Below are 16,766 nucleotides of genomic sequence, written 5' to 3' on the forward strand. Positions count from 1 at the left end.
CATGGTTGCAGAGGGTGGCAACGTCTTCGGTCTTGACATCGAGGCGGTCCGGAGCCTGGCTGGGGTTCTGCGGGACCAGGCGGAGGTCGTGCGGACGTCGGTGACGACGATCACGAACCAGATGTCGCAGACGGAGTGGAACGGTCCGGACGCGGTGCAGTTCCAGGACGAGTGGGACGGGACGCACGCGGCGAAGCTGAACGAGATCGCGGCGGCGCTGGACGGTTACGCCACGACGGCGGACAGCAACGCCACGCAGCAGGAGAACACCTCGACCGCGTACTGAGCGGTGGGTGTGCCCCCTGGTGGGGGCTGGTGAGGGGTGCGGTGCCAGGTGGTGCCGCACCCCTCCTGGGTGGGGCAGCGGCAGGCTGAGGACGGACGGTCCCGGGCGCGACGCGCGGCGGGCATGAGGAGGAGCTGTGAGCGGAGGGATGTACGGCGCTGATATCGACGCGCTGCGCCTGCTCGCTGACAAGATCGCAGAGGGCGGTGACGCCCTGGACACGGTCGTCGCGACGGTAGAGGGCGCCGTTCCGGGGCCCGAGGGCTGGGAGGGCCCGGACGGAGACGGCTTCCGTGCGGAGTGGGGGGACACCCATGTCGTCCGGCTCCGGAACACCGCCGACCTGCTGCGCGACGTCGCGTCGAAGGTGCGGGAGAACGCCGACGACCAGGAGCGCACCTCGGACGACAGCGGCTCCGGTGGTGGCGGCACCGGTGGTGGTGGCGGCACCGGCAACGGTGCTTCCGGTTCCGGAGGATCCGACGACGACGGCGGCAACCCGCTGACCTCCCCGGGCGCCGATCCTCTCCGATCGCCGACGGACAGGAACGACCCGGACCGCAACTGGTGGGACGGGTACTCCGACCGGACGGAGAACGCCCGCGAGGGCAGCTACGAGTTCGAGTACCGCGGCGGCGAGATGACCGCCGACGACAAGGTCACGTCGTCCGAGAAGGGGAACATCGGCGAGACGCTCGCCGAGACCGAGACGGGTGGCTTCGTCGGCTACCAGGCGGGCGTCGACGGCTCGTTCGGTTCCGAGGACGGTGCCCACGGGTCCGGCGAGGCAGGGGTGGCCGCCGGGGCCGGCTACGACGCGGGGGCTTCGGCGAGCATCTCGGAGAACGGGCTGGTGGCCGAGGCGAACGCGGGTGTCAGTGTCGGTGCCAGTGCGAACGCGAGCGGTCAGGTCGGCTACGGAGACCACCTGGCTGCCGCCGGGTCGGCCGAGGCGATGGTCGGGGCGCGGGCCGACGCGAACGTCGGAGCGTCGATCGGCCCCCACGGTGTCGGTGTGAGCGCCGGGTTCGACGCCTTCGCCGGGGCCGAGGCAGGGATCGACGGTTCGGTCACCGCGGCCGGCGTGACGGCAGGAGCCAGCGGTGAGGTGTACGCAGGCGTCGGGATCAAGGCTGACGCCGACGTGAACTTCGGCATGGACAGCGTCGGCGTCGATCTCGAGCTCGGTGCTGCACTGGGTATCGGCGCCGGCTTCTCGGTGTCCTTCGAGGTCTCCCCGAAGGACACGGTCTCCGCGATCGCGGATCTCGGCGGCGGACTCGTCGACGGCATCACCGGCGGCTGGTGGTGACCGGCCGTGGCATCGACTGATTGGATGGAAGCATGAGCACAGTCTCCTACCCCAGCGAAACCTTCCCGGGATACCCGCGGGTCACGATGGACTGCCCGGACGGATGGTCCGCCCACCCGATCCCGCAGGCCCAGCTCGCCATCCGCCAGGAACGCCCTGCCGGAGAGTTTCGACCGAACGTGGTCGTCGTCATGCAGCGTCTTCGACCCGAGCAGACGTTCGAGGACGTGGTCCAGCAGGCCGCCGACAAGCTCGCGGCCAGCCCCGGGTACGAGGAGGTCGGGCGGACGAAGACGACGCTCGCCGGCGCCCCGGCCGCCCGGGTCGAGGGTGCCTGGACCACGGAGCAGACCGGCACGATCGCGCAGGCGCTGCGGATCGCCGTGATCGAGCACGACGGCGTCCGGGACCTCGTCGAGGTGACGGGTACGTGTGCGGGTGGACAGGCCACGGACGTGTGGCCCACCATCCGCGCCATCCAGGACTCCATCTCGGTGGACGCCTGATGCCGGTGGAGCAGGCCGACCGCTCTGCACGTGACCCCGCGGCACGGTTCGCGGTCGTCACGCGACTTGCTCTGGTCATCGGCGGTTGGGCCGTTGCGCCGGTCGTCATCTGGGCCTTCCTGACCGACCGGACGGCGCTCGGGGTCAGCCTGATGGTTGCCGTCTTCGTCCTGGCTGCTGTCCGAGCCTCCTGGACGGTCGTCCGAGGCCGACGCAAGATCGCTGCTCTCCGCGAGGAGGCCGAGGTCCCGGAGGTCGTCGCGGCGGCCGGGTCACCATCGCCGGTCGACCGCGTGGTCGCAGACCTCCTGTCGATGAACAGTGAGGGCCTGCCCTATGTGATCGAGGCGAACCGGACGGCTGATCACGTGCAGGTCGAGGTGCGCTGGAAGTCGGAGGAGATGCGCTGGAAGATGCTGTTCGTCCGCGGGAAGGTCGCCTACGCGTGGCGCATGGAGCTCACGCTCGACCCCACGACGTCGCACTACAAGTTCGTCGAGTACTCCGGGACGTCGCAGACGAGTGCGTCCCTCAACCCCGGCGGTCCCTTCGTCCACAAGAACTGGACCTGGAAGAAGGGCAAGACCGCCATGCAGATGAACGCCTCGTTCGCCGAGGGCGCCGACGGGGAGGTCGTCGTCGCCACCCCGACGGGACCGCGGACCTCGTGGGAGGGTGCAGTGTCGATCCGTCCTTCCGACGCCAAGAAGCCGGTCTTCACGGTGCTGCGCAACCACGGCTGGCGCCCACGGTTCGACTGGTTCGGTGCTCGGTTGTTCGAGAAGTAGAGCGCCGGACCGCCTGCGAGACCTCACCCGATACGACCTGAGGATTTTCATGCAACACATCAGAAGCCGCCGTCGTCTGGCGGCGGCGCTCACCGCGCTCGTCGTGGCCCCGTCGCTGGCCGCGTGCTCGTTCGAGGTCGGTGAGATCGAGAAGGTCGGCGAGGACACCGAGACGTCCGAGTCCACCGAGTCCGAGGAGCCCGAGGCCGCGAGCGACGAGGGCACCACGGACGCCGGGACGGATGATGGCGAGGGCGCTGCGGCGGACGCGGGTGATGCGCCGGAGTCCGCGACCGAGCTCGCGACCGTCCACGCCGAGCACATCGCGGCGCGCGTCCCGGCCAACTGGGAGTCGTTGGGTGACGCCGACGGCTGGTCCTACGTCCATCAGCTCTCGAACGCCGGCGGCGGTGTCGCCGGCCGCATCGGGTTCATGCCCGGTGGGGCGGAGATGTCCGCCGAGGAGGCGGTCGGCTGGTTCATCAGCAAGGTCGAGGGCCAGGGCGTCACCGACGAGAACTACGCCCCGGTGACGACGCTGCGCGACGACGAGGGCCGGGCCAACACCTCGTACACGTACACCACCGACGGTCAGCAGTACGTGGCCGTGGTCTGGGCGCTCGTCGACGGCAACGGCATCCCGTCGCTCGTCCAGCTCTCCGGTGCCCAGGAGGTCGTCACGCAGGACTTCGTGGCGACCATCGACCAGAACCTCAACCTCAACGGCGACTGGCAGGGCGCGGCAGGCTGACACACCCGTCCATCCGGTCCGTCAGTCCACCCGTCCGGCCGCCGTCGCACCTGCTGCGACGGCGGCCATCCGCGTCGCACGGGCCGCTCGCGCACCGTCGGCGGTCAGGATGACGAGGGCCACCCACACGAGCCCGAACCCGACCCAGCGGGCCGGGGGCATGTGCTCGCCGAACAGCAGCAGGCCCACCAGGAACTGCAGCGTCGGGGTCAGGTACTGCAGCATCCCCACCACGGACAGCGGCAACCTGCGGGCGGCGGCGCCGAAGAGCAGCAGCGGCACCCCGGTGACGACGCCGGCGGAGACGAGCAGCAGGGCGTGCGCGACGCCCTCCTGGCTGAACGTGGAGGCGCCGGTGGCCGTCAGCCAGGCGAGGTAGGCCAGGGCGAACGGGGTGGCCACCGTGGTCTCCACGGCGAGGCTCGGTAGGGCGCCGACGGTGCGTCCGACGCGGTTCTTGGTGAGCGAGTACGCGCCGAAGGAGAACGCCAGCGCCAGCGAGATCCAGGGCAGGCCCCCGACCCCCGTGGAGATCACGACGACCGCGGCCGCACCGAACCCGATCGCGACCCACTGGGCGGGGCGCAGCCGTTCCCGCAGGGCCACGACACCGAGCAGGACGGTCACGAGCGGGTTGATGTAGTAACCCAGTGCGGCGTCGAGCACGTGCTCGCTGAGCACGGCATAGACGTACGTCACCCAGTTGGCGACGATGAGGACCGCAGCGACCGTGAGGACGCCCAGCGTGCGGGGCCTGCGGAACACGGCGGTGAAGCTCGTCAGCGTGCGCGTGACGGCGAGCAGCGCGACGCAGAACACGAGCGACCACACGACCCGGTGCGCGATGATCTCCACCGCGCCGGCTGGCTCGAGGAGCGGGAAGTACAGGGGCATGGCGCCCCACAACAGGAAGGCTCCCAACCCCAGCGGCAGGCCCCAGCGGGCCGCGGGAGGGGTCGTGGTCGTGGTCACCAGCGCAGGATATGTCGTGGCGTGATCAGTGCCACGGTGGACGGATTTCCGCAGCGGGCACCTGGCCGCTATGGTTGTCTCCGCAAGGTCGTCCGCGGCCTTGCTCGGCAGGTTGCCCGAGCGGCCAAAGGGAGCTGACTGTAAATCAGCCGTCATCGACTTCGGGGGTTCGAATCCCTCACCTGCCACCGCACGGAGCAGTCCTCATCTCGGTGAGTGCTCTCCGGCACCTGGGGAGGGTGCAGGTGCGGCGTCGGAAGCCGGATTTCCTCCGGACCGCCGAGGCCGTGTAATGTTCTCTCCGCGCCCCGATAGCTCAGTCGGTAGAGCATCTCCATGGTAAGGAGAAGGTCAAGGGTTCGAATCCCTTTCGGGGCTCTGTGACACGACGCGGGGCCGCCTCCCTGACAACGGGTGGACGGTCTCGCGCTGCGTCACGCGCGGCGGGGTAGCTCAGCTGGTCAGAGCGCACGACTCATAATCGTGAGGTCGCGGGTTCGAGCCCCGCCCTCGCTACCATCCACACGGCATCACACGGTTCGACGGCCGGCGTCGAACCACCCAGATCCTTGACGCACGTTGCGCCTTCCGGGGGCGCGAGAGGTGACACACCATGGCTTCCAAGAGCGCGGACGTCCGCCCGAAGATCACGCTCGCCTGCGTGGACTGCAAGGAGCGGAACTACATCACCAAGAAGAACCGTCGCAACAACCCGGACCGCCTGGAGATGGCGAAGTTCTGCCCGCGTTGCGGCAAGCACACCGCTCACCGCGAGACCCGCTGACGCGGTCTCGTCACGAGACTCCACGCTGACGTGGCGAACACCCTGCCGGACACCGGCTTCGCCGGCCGTGAGTACCCGGTCACCGAGCCGTACTCCGTCGGGCGCGAGAAGATCCGCGAGTTCGCCGCCTCCGTCGGCGCCATGCACCCCGCGCACCACGACACCGTGGTGGCGCGGGGTCTCGGCTATCCGGACGTCGTCGCGCCGCCGACCTTCGCGGTGGTGATCGCACAGCGCGCCGAGTCCCAGTACGTCGCCGACCCCGCGGCGGGCATCGACTTCTCCCGCGTGGTGCACGCGGACGAGCAGTTCACGCACCACCGCCCGATCGTCGCCGGTGACGAGCTGGTGACGGTCCTGCACGTCGACTCCGTCACGCAGCGGGCGAGCATCTCCATGGTCACCACGCGCTGCGAGGTCTTCGCTGCGGCGCCCGACGGCGGCGCGCCGGGCGAGCACGTCGCCACGGTCACCTCCAGCCTGGTCGTCCGCGGGGAGGACTCCTGATGACCACGCAGCGACCCGAGCTGGCAGCACTCTCGGTGGGCGACGTCGTCGCCACCCGGACGATCGAGCTCGACCGCGCGACCCTGGTCCGCTACGCCGGTGCCAGCGGTGACTTCAACCCGATCCACTGGGACGAGGGCTTCGCCGTCGAGGTCGGCCTCCCCGGGGTGATCGCCCACGGCATGTGCACGATGGGCTCCGTCGTCGGCGTCGTCACGGACTGGGTCGGCGACCCGGGTGCGGTCGTCCGGTACGGCACACGCTTCACGAAGCCGGTGCCCGTGCCTGCCCGCGGTGCCGCCGTCGTCGACGTCGTCGCGACGATCGGCGCGCTCGACCCCGAGGCCGGGACGGCCCGGGTCGACCTCACCGTCTCCCACGAGGACGTGAAGGTCCTCGGGCGGGCTCAGGCCGTCGTGCGCCTCGCCTGACCTCCTCGCTTCTCCTTTCTCCCCACATCCTTCTCCCCGCACCGCGCCGTCGTGGCGTGCTACGTTGGCCGGGATCCCACGGGAGCCTCACGCAGGGGCTGAGATCGGGCTGATGCGGCCCGGACCGTCGAACCTGACCGGGTCATGCCGGCGTAGGAAGATGGAGTACACATGTCGCACGACGCACCGTCGCGCGCGCTCGCCTTCGAGCGCGACATCGAGACCGGGATCTCCGTCCCGGTCACCGAGATCACCCTGGCCGACGCTCCCGACGGGTCGGCCAACCCTCCGGTGCGGATCTACCGCACCGACGGCCCGGGAGGGGACCCGACGCAGGGGATCCCGGGCCTGCGCTCGGCGTGGATCGCCGAGCGGGAGGACACCGAGGAGTACACCGGTCGTGAGCGGTCCCTGACCGACGACGGCCGCGGCGCGGCCCGCCGTGGGGCTGCCTCCGCCGAGTGGCAGGGCGCGCGCCGCCGGCCGCGTCGCAGCACGCCGGGCCGCAAGGTCACCCAGATGCACTACGCCCGGCGTGGCGAGGTCACGCCGGAGATGCGCTACGTCGCGATCCGCGAGCAGTGCGACGTCGAGCTCGTCCGTTCGGAGGTGGCGGCCGGCCGCGCGATCATCCCGAACAACGTCAACCACCCCGAGTCCGAGCCGATGATCATCGGCAAGGCGTTCACCGTGAAGGTCAACGCGAACATCGGCAACTCCGCCGTCCACTCCTCCATCGCGGAGGAGGTGGAAAAGCTGCAGTGGGCCACGAAGTGGGGCGCGGACACGGTCATGGACCTGTCCACCGGTGACGACATCCACACCACGCGGGAGTGGCTGCTGCGCAACGCGCCGGTGCCGATCGGGACCGTGCCGATCTACCAGGCGCTGGAGAAGGTCGACGGCGACGCCTCGCGCCTGACCTGGGAGATCTACCGGGACACCGTGATCGAGCAGTGCGAGCAGGGCGTCGACTACATGACGGTCCACGCCGGGGTGCTGCTGCGCTACGTGCCGCTCACGGCGAACCGGGTCACCGGCATCGTCTCGCGCGGCGGGTCGATCATGGCGGGCTGGTGCCTGGCGCACCACCAGGAGAACTTCCTGTACACGCACTACGACGAGCTCTGCGAGATCTTCGCCCGGTACGACGTGGCGTTCTCGCTCGGGGACGGACTGCGGCCCGGCTCGATCGCGGACGCCAACGACGCCGCCCAGTTCGCGGAGCTGGACACGCTCGCCGAGCTCACCAAGCGGGCGTGGGAGCATGACGTCCAGGTGATGGTGGAGGGTCCCGGTCACGTGCCGTTGCACCTGGTGCGCGAGAACGTCGAGCGGCAGCAGGAGCTCTGCGACGGCGCGCCGTTCTACACGCTCGGCCCGTTGGTCACGGACATCGCACCGGGGTACGACCACATCACCTCGGCGATCGGCGCCACCGAGATCGCCCGGTACGGCACGGCGATGCTCTGCTACGTCACGCCCAAGGAGCACCTGGGCCTGCCGAACCGTGACGACGTGCGCACCGGCGTCGTGACCTACAAGATCGCGGCGCACGCCGCGGACGTCGCCAAGGGGCACCCCGGGGCGACCGCGCGTGACGACGCGCTGAGCAAGGCGCGGTTCGAGTTCCGTTGGCGCGACCAGTTCAACCTCTCCCTGGACCCGGAGCTGGCCGAGGAGTACCACGACGAGACGCTGCCGGCCGAGGCGGCCAAGACGGCACACTTCTGCTCGATGTGCGGGCCGAAGTTCTGCTCGATGCGCATCTCGCAGGACATCCGGGACGAGTTCGGCGACGCCCAGGACCAGGCGGCGATCGTCGGGATGGCGGAGAAGTCGGCGGAGTTCCGTGCCGCCGGGGGAGAGGTCTACCTCCCCACCCCGACCGTCCCCGCGAGGTAGCGCTCGCCCCACCCCGGTAGCGCAACGTCCCGCGAGGTAGCGCTCGAGGGCGCGAGGTAGCGCTCCGCCGGGTGTGGGGTCTCGTGCACGGTCGCGTTCACGGGCGCTGCGCGCCCTCCACTTCGGGATTGACGACCGTGCACGAGACCCCACACCCGGCTTTGACGTTTCCGCCGAGCGCTACCTCGCGCTGGCCGCACGGCCTGCGCTATCTCGCGCTGGGCGTGCGGCGGTCTCAGATGGCAGCTCGTCTGGACCGAGGGATTAGGTGAGGCTAAGTTAGGCTAGCCTGGCCAAATATCCCTTCTTTGCGAGGAGCACCCGGACGTGTCCACCACACCGCCCGATGCGACGCTGACCTGCACTGATGCGCTCTTGAACAGCAGCACGGCAGGAACCTACGCCCGTACCGTCCACCGCGTCGTCGACGACGTCGCCGCCCGCCTCGCTGCGGTCGACCAGCCCTGGAGCGGCGCGAGCAACGCGGAGCTGACCGCGCTCGTCGGCACCGTCGACCTCGACGCCCCCGGCATCGGCGCCGACGACGCCCTGCGCGAGACCGCCGCCCTCTACGCCACCCATGCCGTCTGGTTCCACGACCCCGCCTACGCGGCGCACCTGAACTGCCCCGTGGCGATCCCGGCCGTCGGCGCCGAGGCGATGCTCGCCGCGATCAACACCTCGGTGGACACGTACGACCAGTCCACCGTGGCGACGCTCATGGAGCGCCGCCTGATCGACTGGACGAACGAACGGATCGGCTTCGCCGCCGGGGACGGCGTCTTCACCTCCGGTGGGACCCAGTCGAACCTCCACGCGCTCCTGGCCGCCCGCGAACGCGCGCTGACCGGCCCGGACGGGACGCGCCTGACGGGGGTCGCGCGGCACGGGCTGCAGGACCGCCTCCGCATCCTCGCCACGGGCAGCAGCCACTTCTCGGTGGCGAAGTCCGCCATGCTGCTGGGCCTGTCCGACGACGCGGTGGTCGCCGTGGGCGTCGACGCCGACGGCCGCATGGACCCCGACGCGCTCGCCGAGGCGCTCGCGACGACCGAACGCGCCGGCGACGTCGTCATGGCGGTGGTCGCCACGGCGGGCACCACGGACCGCGGCTGCCTCGACCCGATCGGGGCGATCGCCGACCTGTGCGACGCCACCGACGCCTGGCTGCACGTCGACGCGGCCTACGGCGGTGGCCTGCTCGTCTCGCGGGCGCGCCGTCACCTCCTGGAGGGGATCGAGCGTGCCCGCTCGGTGACGGTCGACTTCCACAAGACGTTCTTCCAGCCGGTCTCCGCGAGCGCGGTGCTGGTGCGCGAGCCGGCCGACCTGGACCGCACCGCGTGGCACGCCGACTACCTCAACCCGGCCTCGGAGGACGGCCCCGCCGACGTCGAGGTGAACCAGGTCGACCGCTCGCTGCAGACCACGCGCCGCTTCGACGCCCTCAAGCTGTGGGCGACCCTGCGTGCCGTCGGTGCCGACGGGATCGGTGAGATGGTCGACGCCGTCTGCGACCTGGCCGCCGCGGTCCACGCGGACCTGGCCGGCGACCACGAGCTGCGCCTGGTCGGGCGCACCGACCTGTCGACCGTGCTGTTCCGTTATCAGCCCGACGGCGTCACGGACGCCCAGGCGGACGCGCTCGTGGCCCGCGTGCGTCGCGTGCTCTTCGACTCGGGGCGGGCGAGCGTCGCCAAGACGGTCCTCGACGGACGCCCGTGCCTCAAGCTCACGCTGCTGAACCCGGACGTCACGCTCGACGACGTCCGCCGCGTCCTGGGCCTCGTGCGTGGCGCGGCGCACGGCCTCCTGGCCGGGCAGGCGCTCGCCGACGAGCACGAACCGCCCTGCCGGGACGTGCACCCGCACCTCGACCGCTACGACACCGCGGAGGCCGCGCGATGAGGACCTACGACGTCGTCGGCATCGGTATCGGACCGTTCAACCTGGGCCTCGCCGCGCTCGCCGACCCGCTGGCCGACGTGGACGCCGTGTTCCTCGACCAGGCGCCCGAGTTCCGCTGGCACCCCGGCATGATGATCGAGGGGGCCACCATCCAGGTGCCGTTCCTCGCCGACCTGGTCACGATGGCCGACCCCACCTCGCCGTACTCGTTCCTGGCGTTCCTCAAGGCGACGGGCCGGCTGTACCCGTTCTACGTCCGGGAGTCCTTCTACCCGCTGCGCGCCGAGTACGACCAGTACTGCCGCTGGGTGGCCGCGCAGCTCGACACCCTGCGCTGGGGGCGCCGCGTGGTCGCCGTCGAGCACGATGCCGCGCGCGACCTGTACGTGGTCACGGCGGAGGTGGCTGACGGCGAGGGCGTCGCCGGCACCCCGGGCGTCAACGCCCGCCGCGAGCAGTACCTCGCGCGCCACGTGGTGCTCGGGGTCGGCACCACGCCGCGGCTGCCCGCCCCGCTGGCCGAGCTGGCCGTGGGGGATGCCGGTCCGGTGATCCACACCGCCGACTACCTGCCGCACCGGGACGCGCTGCGGGCGAGCGGTGCGGTGACCGTGGTGGGCTCGGGGCAGTCCGCCGCGGAGGTGTACCGCGACCTGCTCGAGGACGCCGGGCCGTACCGGCTCGACTGGGTGACGCGCTCGCCGCGGTTCTTCCCCATGGAGTACACCAAGCTGACGCTCGAGATGACGTCCCCGGAGTACACCGACCACTTCTACGGTCTCGACCCGGAGCTGCGCGACCTGGTCGGCCGCGAGCAGCGCAACCTCTACAAGGGCATCAGCGGTGACCTGATCGACGACATCTACGACACCCTCTACCGCCGCACCGCGCTGGGGCGCGAGGTCCCCACCACGCTGCTCACCGACACGGAGGTCGTCGCGGCGCGCGCCGAGCCGGCCGACGACGGCGGGCGTGAGTACGTGCTGACGCTGCGGCACGCGCAGCTCGGCCGCACGACGGAGCACCGCACCCGGGCGGTCGTGGCCGCCACGGGCTACGGGTCCGGCGTTCCCGCGCTCCTCGACCCGGTCCGTGACCGGCTGCTGCTGGACGAGCAGGGCCGGTTCGCCGTCACCCGGGACTACTCGGTGAGCACCGACGGGCGCCTCCACACCCTGAACGGGGAGGAGCACACGCACGGCGTCACCGCCCCGGACCTCGGGTTCGGACCGTGGCGCAACTCGGTGGTCCTCGCGAAGGTCACCGGTCGTGAGCCGTACGCGGTCGAACGCCGTGTCGCGTTCCAGCAGTTCGGGCTGCCGGGCGCGGAGCCGGCAGCCGTGCCTGGCACAGCGCCCGACGGCGGCACCACGGCGACGCCGTCCGGTGCGGTCGCGGAGGTGGCCCGATGACCGCGGCGACCGACTCCGCCGTCGTGCCGGCCACGTCCGGAGGTACCGGCACGTTCTCGGTCCCCACCCGGCTGGGCGACCTGACCTTCACCCCGGTGTCCCCGGCCCGCGACGCGGCGATCGTCCAGGAGTGGCTCGCCCACCCGGCGTCGTCGGCCTGGGCGATGGGCGACCTCGACGTGGACGGTGTGCGGGACCACCTCGCTGCGGTGGTCGCCCACGACGCGCAGCACGGCTGGCTCGGCCGGCTCGACGGGGAGCCCGTGGTCTACACCGAGACGTACGATCCGGCCCGGGTGCTGCTCACCGCGGTGCACACCGCCGAGCCGGGCGACGTCGGCATGCACCTGCTGGTCGCCCCGCTCCCGGACGAGGTGGAGCGACGCCGCAGCGGGCTGACCGACGCCGTGATGTCCGCCGTCGTGCGCCTCTGCCTGGCCGACGAGCGCGACGGCGGACTGGGCGGCGCGCGCGTCGTCGTCGAGCCGGACGTCACCAACGCGGCGATCGCGGCCAAGAACGCCGCGGCCGGGTTCCGGGTGCTGCGCGAGGTGGACGTCACCGACGGCGGGCACACCAAGCGGGCCGCGCTGAGCGTGTGCACGCGGGACGACTTCGCGGCGTCTCCCCTGGGGGACGGCGCACCGCTCGCCCCGCACCTGCGGCCGGACCTCGCCGAGCACGCGCACCGGCACCTGGCGGCCAAGGCGCTCGGCGAGCTCGCGCACGAACGGCTCTTCGCCCCGCGGGCGGACGGCCCGGGCAGGTACCGCCTCGAGCTCGAGGACGTGACCTACACGTTCGCGGCCCGCACCTTAGCCCTGGAGCACTGGGTCGTGGACCCGGCCACGATCACCCGGACCGTGCCGGACGGGACCACGCGCCCCGTCGACGTCCTGGACCTGGTCGCCGAGCTGCAGCCGTTGCTGCAGGTCCCCGACGACCTGCTCGCCACCTACCTGGAGGAGCTCTCCAGCACCCTGGCCGCGGCGATGGCCAAGCGGGACCGGGAGCTGGCCGGGACCACCCCGGACGTCGCGCGCCTGGTGGCCGGGCTGGCTGCCGAGGCGGGCGACGACGAGGGCGAGGACCGCCGTCGTACCGCGGAGACGTTCCAGGCCGTCGAGGGCGCCATGAGCGAGGGGCACCCCGGGTTCCTCGCGAACAACGGGCGCATCGGCTTCTCGCTGGCCGACTACGAGGCCTTCGCCCCCGAGCGCAGCGGCCGGTTGCGGCTGCAGTGGTTCGCCGCGCGCCGCGAGCACACCCACCTGGCGCTCGGGGCGGGCCAGAGCGAGGACGCGCTGTACCGCGCGGAGCTGAGCGGCGCCGAGCGGGCGGCCTTCGCCGAACGGTTGGGCGCTCGCGGCCTCGACCCGGCCGACTACCTCTACCTGCCGGTGCACCCGTGGCAGGCGCAGCACCGGTTGCCGATCACGTTCGCGGCCGACGTCGCACGCGGCGACCTGGTCCCGCTCGGACCGGGCGCCGACGAGTACACCCCGCAGCAGTCCATCCGCACGATGTACAACCGCACCCGGCCAGGGCGGCACTACGTCAAGGTGGCGCTCGCGATCCAGAACATGGGCTTCCTGCGGGGGCTGAGCCCGGCCTACATGCGGGCGACCCCGGCGATCAACGACTGGGTGGCCCGGCTCGTGGACGGTGACGCGACGCTCGCGGGCGCCGGGTTCGGGGTGCTGCGGGAGCTGGCCGCGGCCGGGTACACGGGCGACGTCTACCACCGCACCCCGCAGCCCAACGCGCACCGCAAGATGCTCGCCGCCCTGTGGCGCGAGTCGCCGCTGCCGCGCGTCGCGCCGGGGGAGCGGCTGGCCACCATGGCGAGCCTGCTGCACCGCGACGCCTCGGGAACCGCGCTGGCCACCGCACTGGTCCGCACCTCCGGGATCAGTGCCGAGGCATGGCTGCGCGCCTACCTCGACGCCTACCTGTACCCGCTGGTGCACTGCCTGCGCGCCCACGACCTGGCGTTCATGCCGCACGGGGAGAACCTGGTGCTCGTGCTGCGCGACGGCGTCGTGCATCGTGCGTTCATGAAGGACATCGGTGAGGAGGTCGCCGTGCTGTCCGACCGTGCCCGGTCCGCCGGCACGTTGCCCGACGACATCGCCCGGATCACCGTTCCGGTGGACGACGCCCAGAAGGCGCTCGCGATCTTCACCGACGTGTTCGACGGCGTGCTGCGTCACCTCGCCGGGATCCTCGCGGTGGACGGCGTGCTCGGCGAGGACCGGTTCTGGGCCCTGGTGGGTGAGACGATCGACCGGCACCACGACGAGCACCCGGACGTCGAGTCCGGGGTGGACCTGCGTGCCACCCGGTTCGCGCACTCGTGCCTGAACCGCCTCCAGCTGCGCAACACGCTGCAGATGGTGGACCTCGCCGACCAGTCGAGCTCGCTGATCTATGCCGGCACGCTGGCGAACCCGGTGGGGCGCAGGTGAGGTTCGAGACATTCCGCGACGCCTGCGGGGTGCCGCACGTGCGGGCCGCCACCGAGGCGGACCTCGCCTACGGCCAGGGCTACGTCACGGCGCGCGACCGGGGGTGGCAGCTCGAGTCGGACCGCTGGCGGGCCGAGGGCAGGCTCGCCGCGCGGTACGGGCCGGGCGGGCTCGAGTGGGACCGGTTCGCCGTGCGGGTCCGCCTGGCCGACACCGCCCGGCGGGTGCACGCGGCGCTCGCCGGGCCGGAGCGGGAGTGGCTCGCCGCGTACACGGCGGGCGTGAACGCCGGGCTGGTGGACGGCGGGCGCCACGTGCCCGAGCTCGCCGTCCTGGCGACCGGTGGTGGGGTGCCGGGCGAGCTCCCGGAGCACACCCCGTGGCCGGACTGGGCGCCGATCGGGGTGTTCCTGACCCACCACGTCCTGTTCGGCGGGTGGCCGCACCTGCTGTGGCGTGAGCACGTCGCCCGCCGCCTTGGTCCGGACCACGTGCTGCTCGGGGCGACCGGTGGCCGCGAGGTCGGGCCGTCGTCCGGGTCCAACGCGTGGGCGCTCGCGGGGTCGCGGACCGAGAGCGGGGCCCCGTTGCTCGCCGGCGACCCGCACCGGCTGCTCGAGCTGCCGGGCGTCTACCAGCAGGTCCGGCTGGCCTGCGACGAGTACGACGTGGTGGGGCTCGCCTTTCCCGGGGTGCCCGGCATCCTGCACTTCGGCCAGGCGCAGGTGCCCGACGGCGGTCCCGGTGCGGGCGGATCAGTCGCGTGGGGCATCACCAACGCGATGGCCCATCACGTCGAGCTGTTCGTCGAGACGCCGGACACGTTGTCGGGCGCGGCCAGCGCGGTCATCACGGGGACGGAGACCGTCCCGGTCCGCGGCGCCGCGGACGTCGAGGTCACCTGGACCGAGACCGAGCGCGGCCCGCTCGTCACGGACCGGCACGCGGTGCGCTGGCCCGTGCGGGTCGACGCCGACGCCGGGGTCGCCGCCTGGCGTCGGTTGCTGCGCGCCCGCACCGCTCATGACGTCGCCGAGGCGTTCGGCGGCTGGGTCGACCCGGTCAACCGAGTGCTGACCGCCGACTCCTCCGGCACGGTGCTCAGCCTCACCGCGGGCCGCGTGCCCGATCGCCCGCGGGCCCAGCGGGTGCTGCCGCACGCCGTCGGGCCTGGCTGGCGGCCGCCGTCGTGGCGTACTCCGGGGGTGCCGGTGGCGATGACGGAGAGTTCTGGCGACGTCTTCGTCGATGCGAACGACCGCCCCGACGGCGACGGGCGGGTGCCCGATCTCGGGTACGCCTACGCCCCGCACCGTGGCGAGCGGATCCGTGCCCTGCTCGTGTCGCCCGAGGAGTCCGGTGAGCAGCCGGACCGTCAGTCGCGGGTGTTCGGTGACGTGTCCGACGGCGGGGCGGCCGAGCTGGTGCGGTGGCTTGACGGCGCGGCCGGGCCCGGCGTCGGTCCGGCCGCCGCGCGGCTGCGCGACTGGGCCGCGGCCGGTGCGCGGATGGACGCCGGGTCGCGCGACGCGGCGCTGTTCGTGCGGTGGCGGGACGCGCTGGCCCGCCGGGTGGCGGCCCACCCGGCACTGGGCGCGGTGCACGCCCCGCCCGGACTGCCTGCCCTGTTCGACCCGTGGTGCGACGTGGTCGCGAGGGTGGCGGGGGAGCTGGCCCCCCTCCTGCGTGCCGGCGCCGCGTGGGACCCGCCGGTGGAGGCGACCGCCGAGGCCAGCGCCGCCCTGGCCGAGGTGACCGGGAGCCGGGACGGCGCCGAGGTGACCTGGGGCGAGCTGCACCCGGTGCTGCCGCTGCACGGGCTGGCCGAGGCGACCGGCGTCGACCCGGCCGAGGTGCCACGGGTTCCCGCCGCGCTGCGCGTGCCGCTCGGTGGGGCGGCGGACACCGTGTGCTGCACGGGGTCGGTGCCCGGCGTCTCCACGGCGTCGTGGCGAGGCTCGGTGGCGCGGTGGGTGTGGGACCTGTCCGACCGCCGTCGCAGCCGGTGGAGCGTGCCGTTCGGGGCGAGCGGCGACCCGCGGTCGGAGCACTTCGCGGACCAGCACGCCGAGTGGGCGACGGCCGGCACGCACGAGACCGAGACCGACTGGACGCGACTGCGTCCCGAGACCTGGGAGACGGCATGACGGAACGGCTGCACGAGGGCACCCGCGGGCAGGAGGTGTGGCGCGACGATGCCGCACGGCTCTCGGTGCACGTGCTCGACCCGGTCGCGGACCTCGACGTCCTGCACGCGTGGGTGACCGGGCCGCACGCCGGGTTCTTCGGGCTCGGCGACCTCGCTCCCGAGGAGCTCCGGGCGACCTACGAGTTCGTCGAGTCGCTGCCCACCCACCACGCGTACCTGTTGCGCGCCGACGGCGAGGCGGTGGCGCTGGTCCAGCTCTACCACCCGCAGGACGACCCGGTCGCCGCCGCGTACGAGCCGTTGCCGGGCGACGTCGGCGTGCACTTCTTCAAGTGTGGCGACGCCGTGGGGTGGGAGGTGCTCGGACCGGCGCTGCTCGGGTTCGTGTTCTCGCGGCCGGCCGTCGAGCGGATCGTGGTGGAGCCCGACGTGCGCAACCGGCCCGCCCTCGCGCGGATGGTGGCGCTGGGGTTCGAACCGGCCGGCGAGGTGCACTTCGAGTCCCCGCACGGTCCCAAGGACGCGATGCTGGCCTTCCTGACCCGGGACCGCGCGCTCGCGCTCGCGGGGCCCTCCGCGAGATAGCG

15 protein-coding genes, 3 tRNA genes and 1 riboswitch are annotated in these 16,766 nt (G+C 72.3%); of the genes, 17 read left to right on the top strand and 1 reads right to left on the bottom strand.

Annotation, left to right across the window (positions count from 1 at the left end; translation table 11 throughout):
- Window position 1: 1 nt before the first annotated feature.
- The 5 genes from PZC42_RS03445 (at window position 2) to PZC42_RS03465 (ending at window position 3,643) form a co-directional block, all read left to right on the top strand.
- Window positions 2-286 carry a WXG100 family type VII secretion target gene (locus PZC42_RS03445; RefSeq protein WP_277208421.1) on the top strand — a complete coding sequence of 95 codons (285 nt, stop codon included), beginning with the start codon at window positions 2-4 and terminating at the stop codon, window positions 284-286.
- 136 nt (window positions 287-422) lie between these two features.
- A complete protein-coding gene (locus tag PZC42_RS03450) occupies window positions 423-1,598 on the top strand; it encodes a hypothetical protein (protein WP_277208431.1) in 1,176 nt (391 codons plus the stop codon).
- A 32-nt stretch (window positions 1,599-1,630) separates the two neighbouring features.
- Window positions 1,631-2,104, top strand: coding sequence for an LpqN/LpqT family lipoprotein (locus tag PZC42_RS03455; protein WP_277208434.1), 474 nt, complete (start codon window positions 1,631-1,633; stop codon window positions 2,102-2,104).
- On the top strand, window positions 2,104-2,892 hold the full coding sequence (locus PZC42_RS03460) for a hypothetical protein (RefSeq protein WP_277208437.1): 789 nt from the start codon (window positions 2,104-2,106) through the stop codon (window positions 2,890-2,892). Before PZC42_RS03455 ends, PZC42_RS03460 begins: the two co-directional genes overlap by 1 nt.
- Window positions 2,893-2,941: 49 nt before the next feature.
- Window positions 2,942-3,643, top strand: a complete 702-nt coding sequence (locus PZC42_RS03465) for a hypothetical protein (RefSeq protein WP_277208440.1) — start codon at window positions 2,942-2,944, stop codon at window positions 3,641-3,643.
- Window positions 3,644-3,664: 21 nt separating this feature from the next.
- Here the strand turns inward: PZC42_RS03465 and rarD are convergent, their stop codons facing one another.
- Window positions 3,665-4,615, bottom strand: coding sequence for an EamA family transporter RarD (gene rarD, locus PZC42_RS22470; RefSeq protein WP_277208442.1), 951 nt, complete (start codon window positions 4,613-4,615; stop codon window positions 3,665-3,667).
- Window positions 4,616-4,721: 106 nt separating this feature from the next.
- On the opposite strand from rarD, the gene PZC42_RS03475 reads away from it, so the two are divergent.
- The 12 genes from PZC42_RS03475 (at window position 4,722) to PZC42_RS03530 (ending at window position 16,764) form a co-directional block, all read left to right on the top strand.
- Window positions 4,722-4,803 (top strand) — tRNA-Tyr (locus tag PZC42_RS03475).
- A 117-nt stretch (window positions 4,804-4,920) separates the two neighbouring features.
- Window positions 4,921-4,993, top strand: a tRNA-Thr gene (locus tag PZC42_RS03480).
- A 64-nt stretch (window positions 4,994-5,057) separates the two neighbouring features.
- A tRNA-Met gene (locus tag PZC42_RS03485) sits at window positions 5,058-5,134 on the top strand.
- Window positions 5,135-5,228: 94 nt separating this feature from the next.
- Complete coding sequence (rpmG, locus tag PZC42_RS03490; protein WP_106267369.1) at window positions 5,229-5,399, top strand: 50S ribosomal protein L33; 171 nt, start codon at window positions 5,229-5,231, stop codon at window positions 5,397-5,399.
- A 30-nt stretch (window positions 5,400-5,429) separates the two neighbouring features.
- On the top strand, window positions 5,430-5,906 hold the full coding sequence (locus PZC42_RS03495; RefSeq protein WP_438802895.1) for an FAS1-like dehydratase domain-containing protein: 477 nt from the start codon (window positions 5,430-5,432) through the stop codon (window positions 5,904-5,906).
- Window positions 5,906-6,337, top strand: a complete 432-nt coding sequence (locus tag PZC42_RS03500) for a MaoC family dehydratase (protein ID WP_277208446.1) — start codon at window positions 5,906-5,908, stop codon at window positions 6,335-6,337. Before PZC42_RS03495 ends, PZC42_RS03500 begins: the two co-directional genes overlap by 1 nt.
- Window positions 6,338-6,407: 70 nt before the next feature.
- A riboswitch (TPP riboswitch) is annotated at window positions 6,408-6,513 on the top strand.
- On the top strand, window positions 6,509-8,242 hold the full coding sequence (gene thiC / locus PZC42_RS03505) for a phosphomethylpyrimidine synthase ThiC (protein WP_277208449.1): 1,734 nt from the start codon (window positions 6,509-6,511) through the stop codon (window positions 8,240-8,242). It overlaps the preceding riboswitch by 5 nt.
- A gap of 327 nt (window positions 8,243-8,569) precedes the next feature.
- Window positions 8,570-10,150: a pyridoxal phosphate-dependent decarboxylase family protein gene (locus PZC42_RS03510; RefSeq protein WP_277208452.1), complete on the top strand. Its 1,581-nt coding sequence runs from the start codon at window positions 8,570-8,572 to the stop codon at window positions 10,148-10,150.
- On the top strand, window positions 10,147-11,562 hold the full coding sequence (locus PZC42_RS03515) for a lysine N(6)-hydroxylase/L-ornithine N(5)-oxygenase family protein (RefSeq protein ID WP_277208454.1): 1,416 nt from the start codon (window positions 10,147-10,149) through the stop codon (window positions 11,560-11,562). Before PZC42_RS03510 ends, PZC42_RS03515 begins: the two co-directional genes overlap by 4 nt.
- A complete protein-coding gene (locus PZC42_RS03520) occupies window positions 11,559-14,030 on the top strand; it encodes a GNAT family N-acetyltransferase (RefSeq protein ID WP_277208457.1) in 2,472 nt (823 codons plus the stop codon). The genes PZC42_RS03515 and PZC42_RS03520 overlap by 4 nt, the downstream gene beginning before the upstream one ends.
- Window positions 14,027-16,177: a penicillin acylase family protein gene (locus tag PZC42_RS03525; RefSeq protein WP_277208459.1), complete on the top strand. Its 2,151-nt coding sequence runs from the start codon at window positions 14,027-14,029 to the stop codon at window positions 16,175-16,177. Before PZC42_RS03520 ends, PZC42_RS03525 begins: the two co-directional genes overlap by 4 nt.
- Window positions 16,174-16,764 carry a GNAT family N-acetyltransferase gene (locus PZC42_RS03530; RefSeq protein WP_277208462.1) on the top strand — a complete coding sequence of 197 codons (591 nt, stop codon included), beginning with the start codon at window positions 16,174-16,176 and terminating at the stop codon, window positions 16,762-16,764. Before PZC42_RS03525 ends, PZC42_RS03530 begins: the two co-directional genes overlap by 4 nt.
- Window positions 16,765-16,766 lie beyond the last annotated feature (2 nt).

The sequence above is a fragment of the Isoptericola croceus genome (assembly GCF_029382255.1).
In the GTDB taxonomy this organism is placed as follows: domain Bacteria; phylum Actinomycetota; class Actinomycetes; order Actinomycetales; family Cellulomonadaceae; genus Isoptericola; species Isoptericola croceus.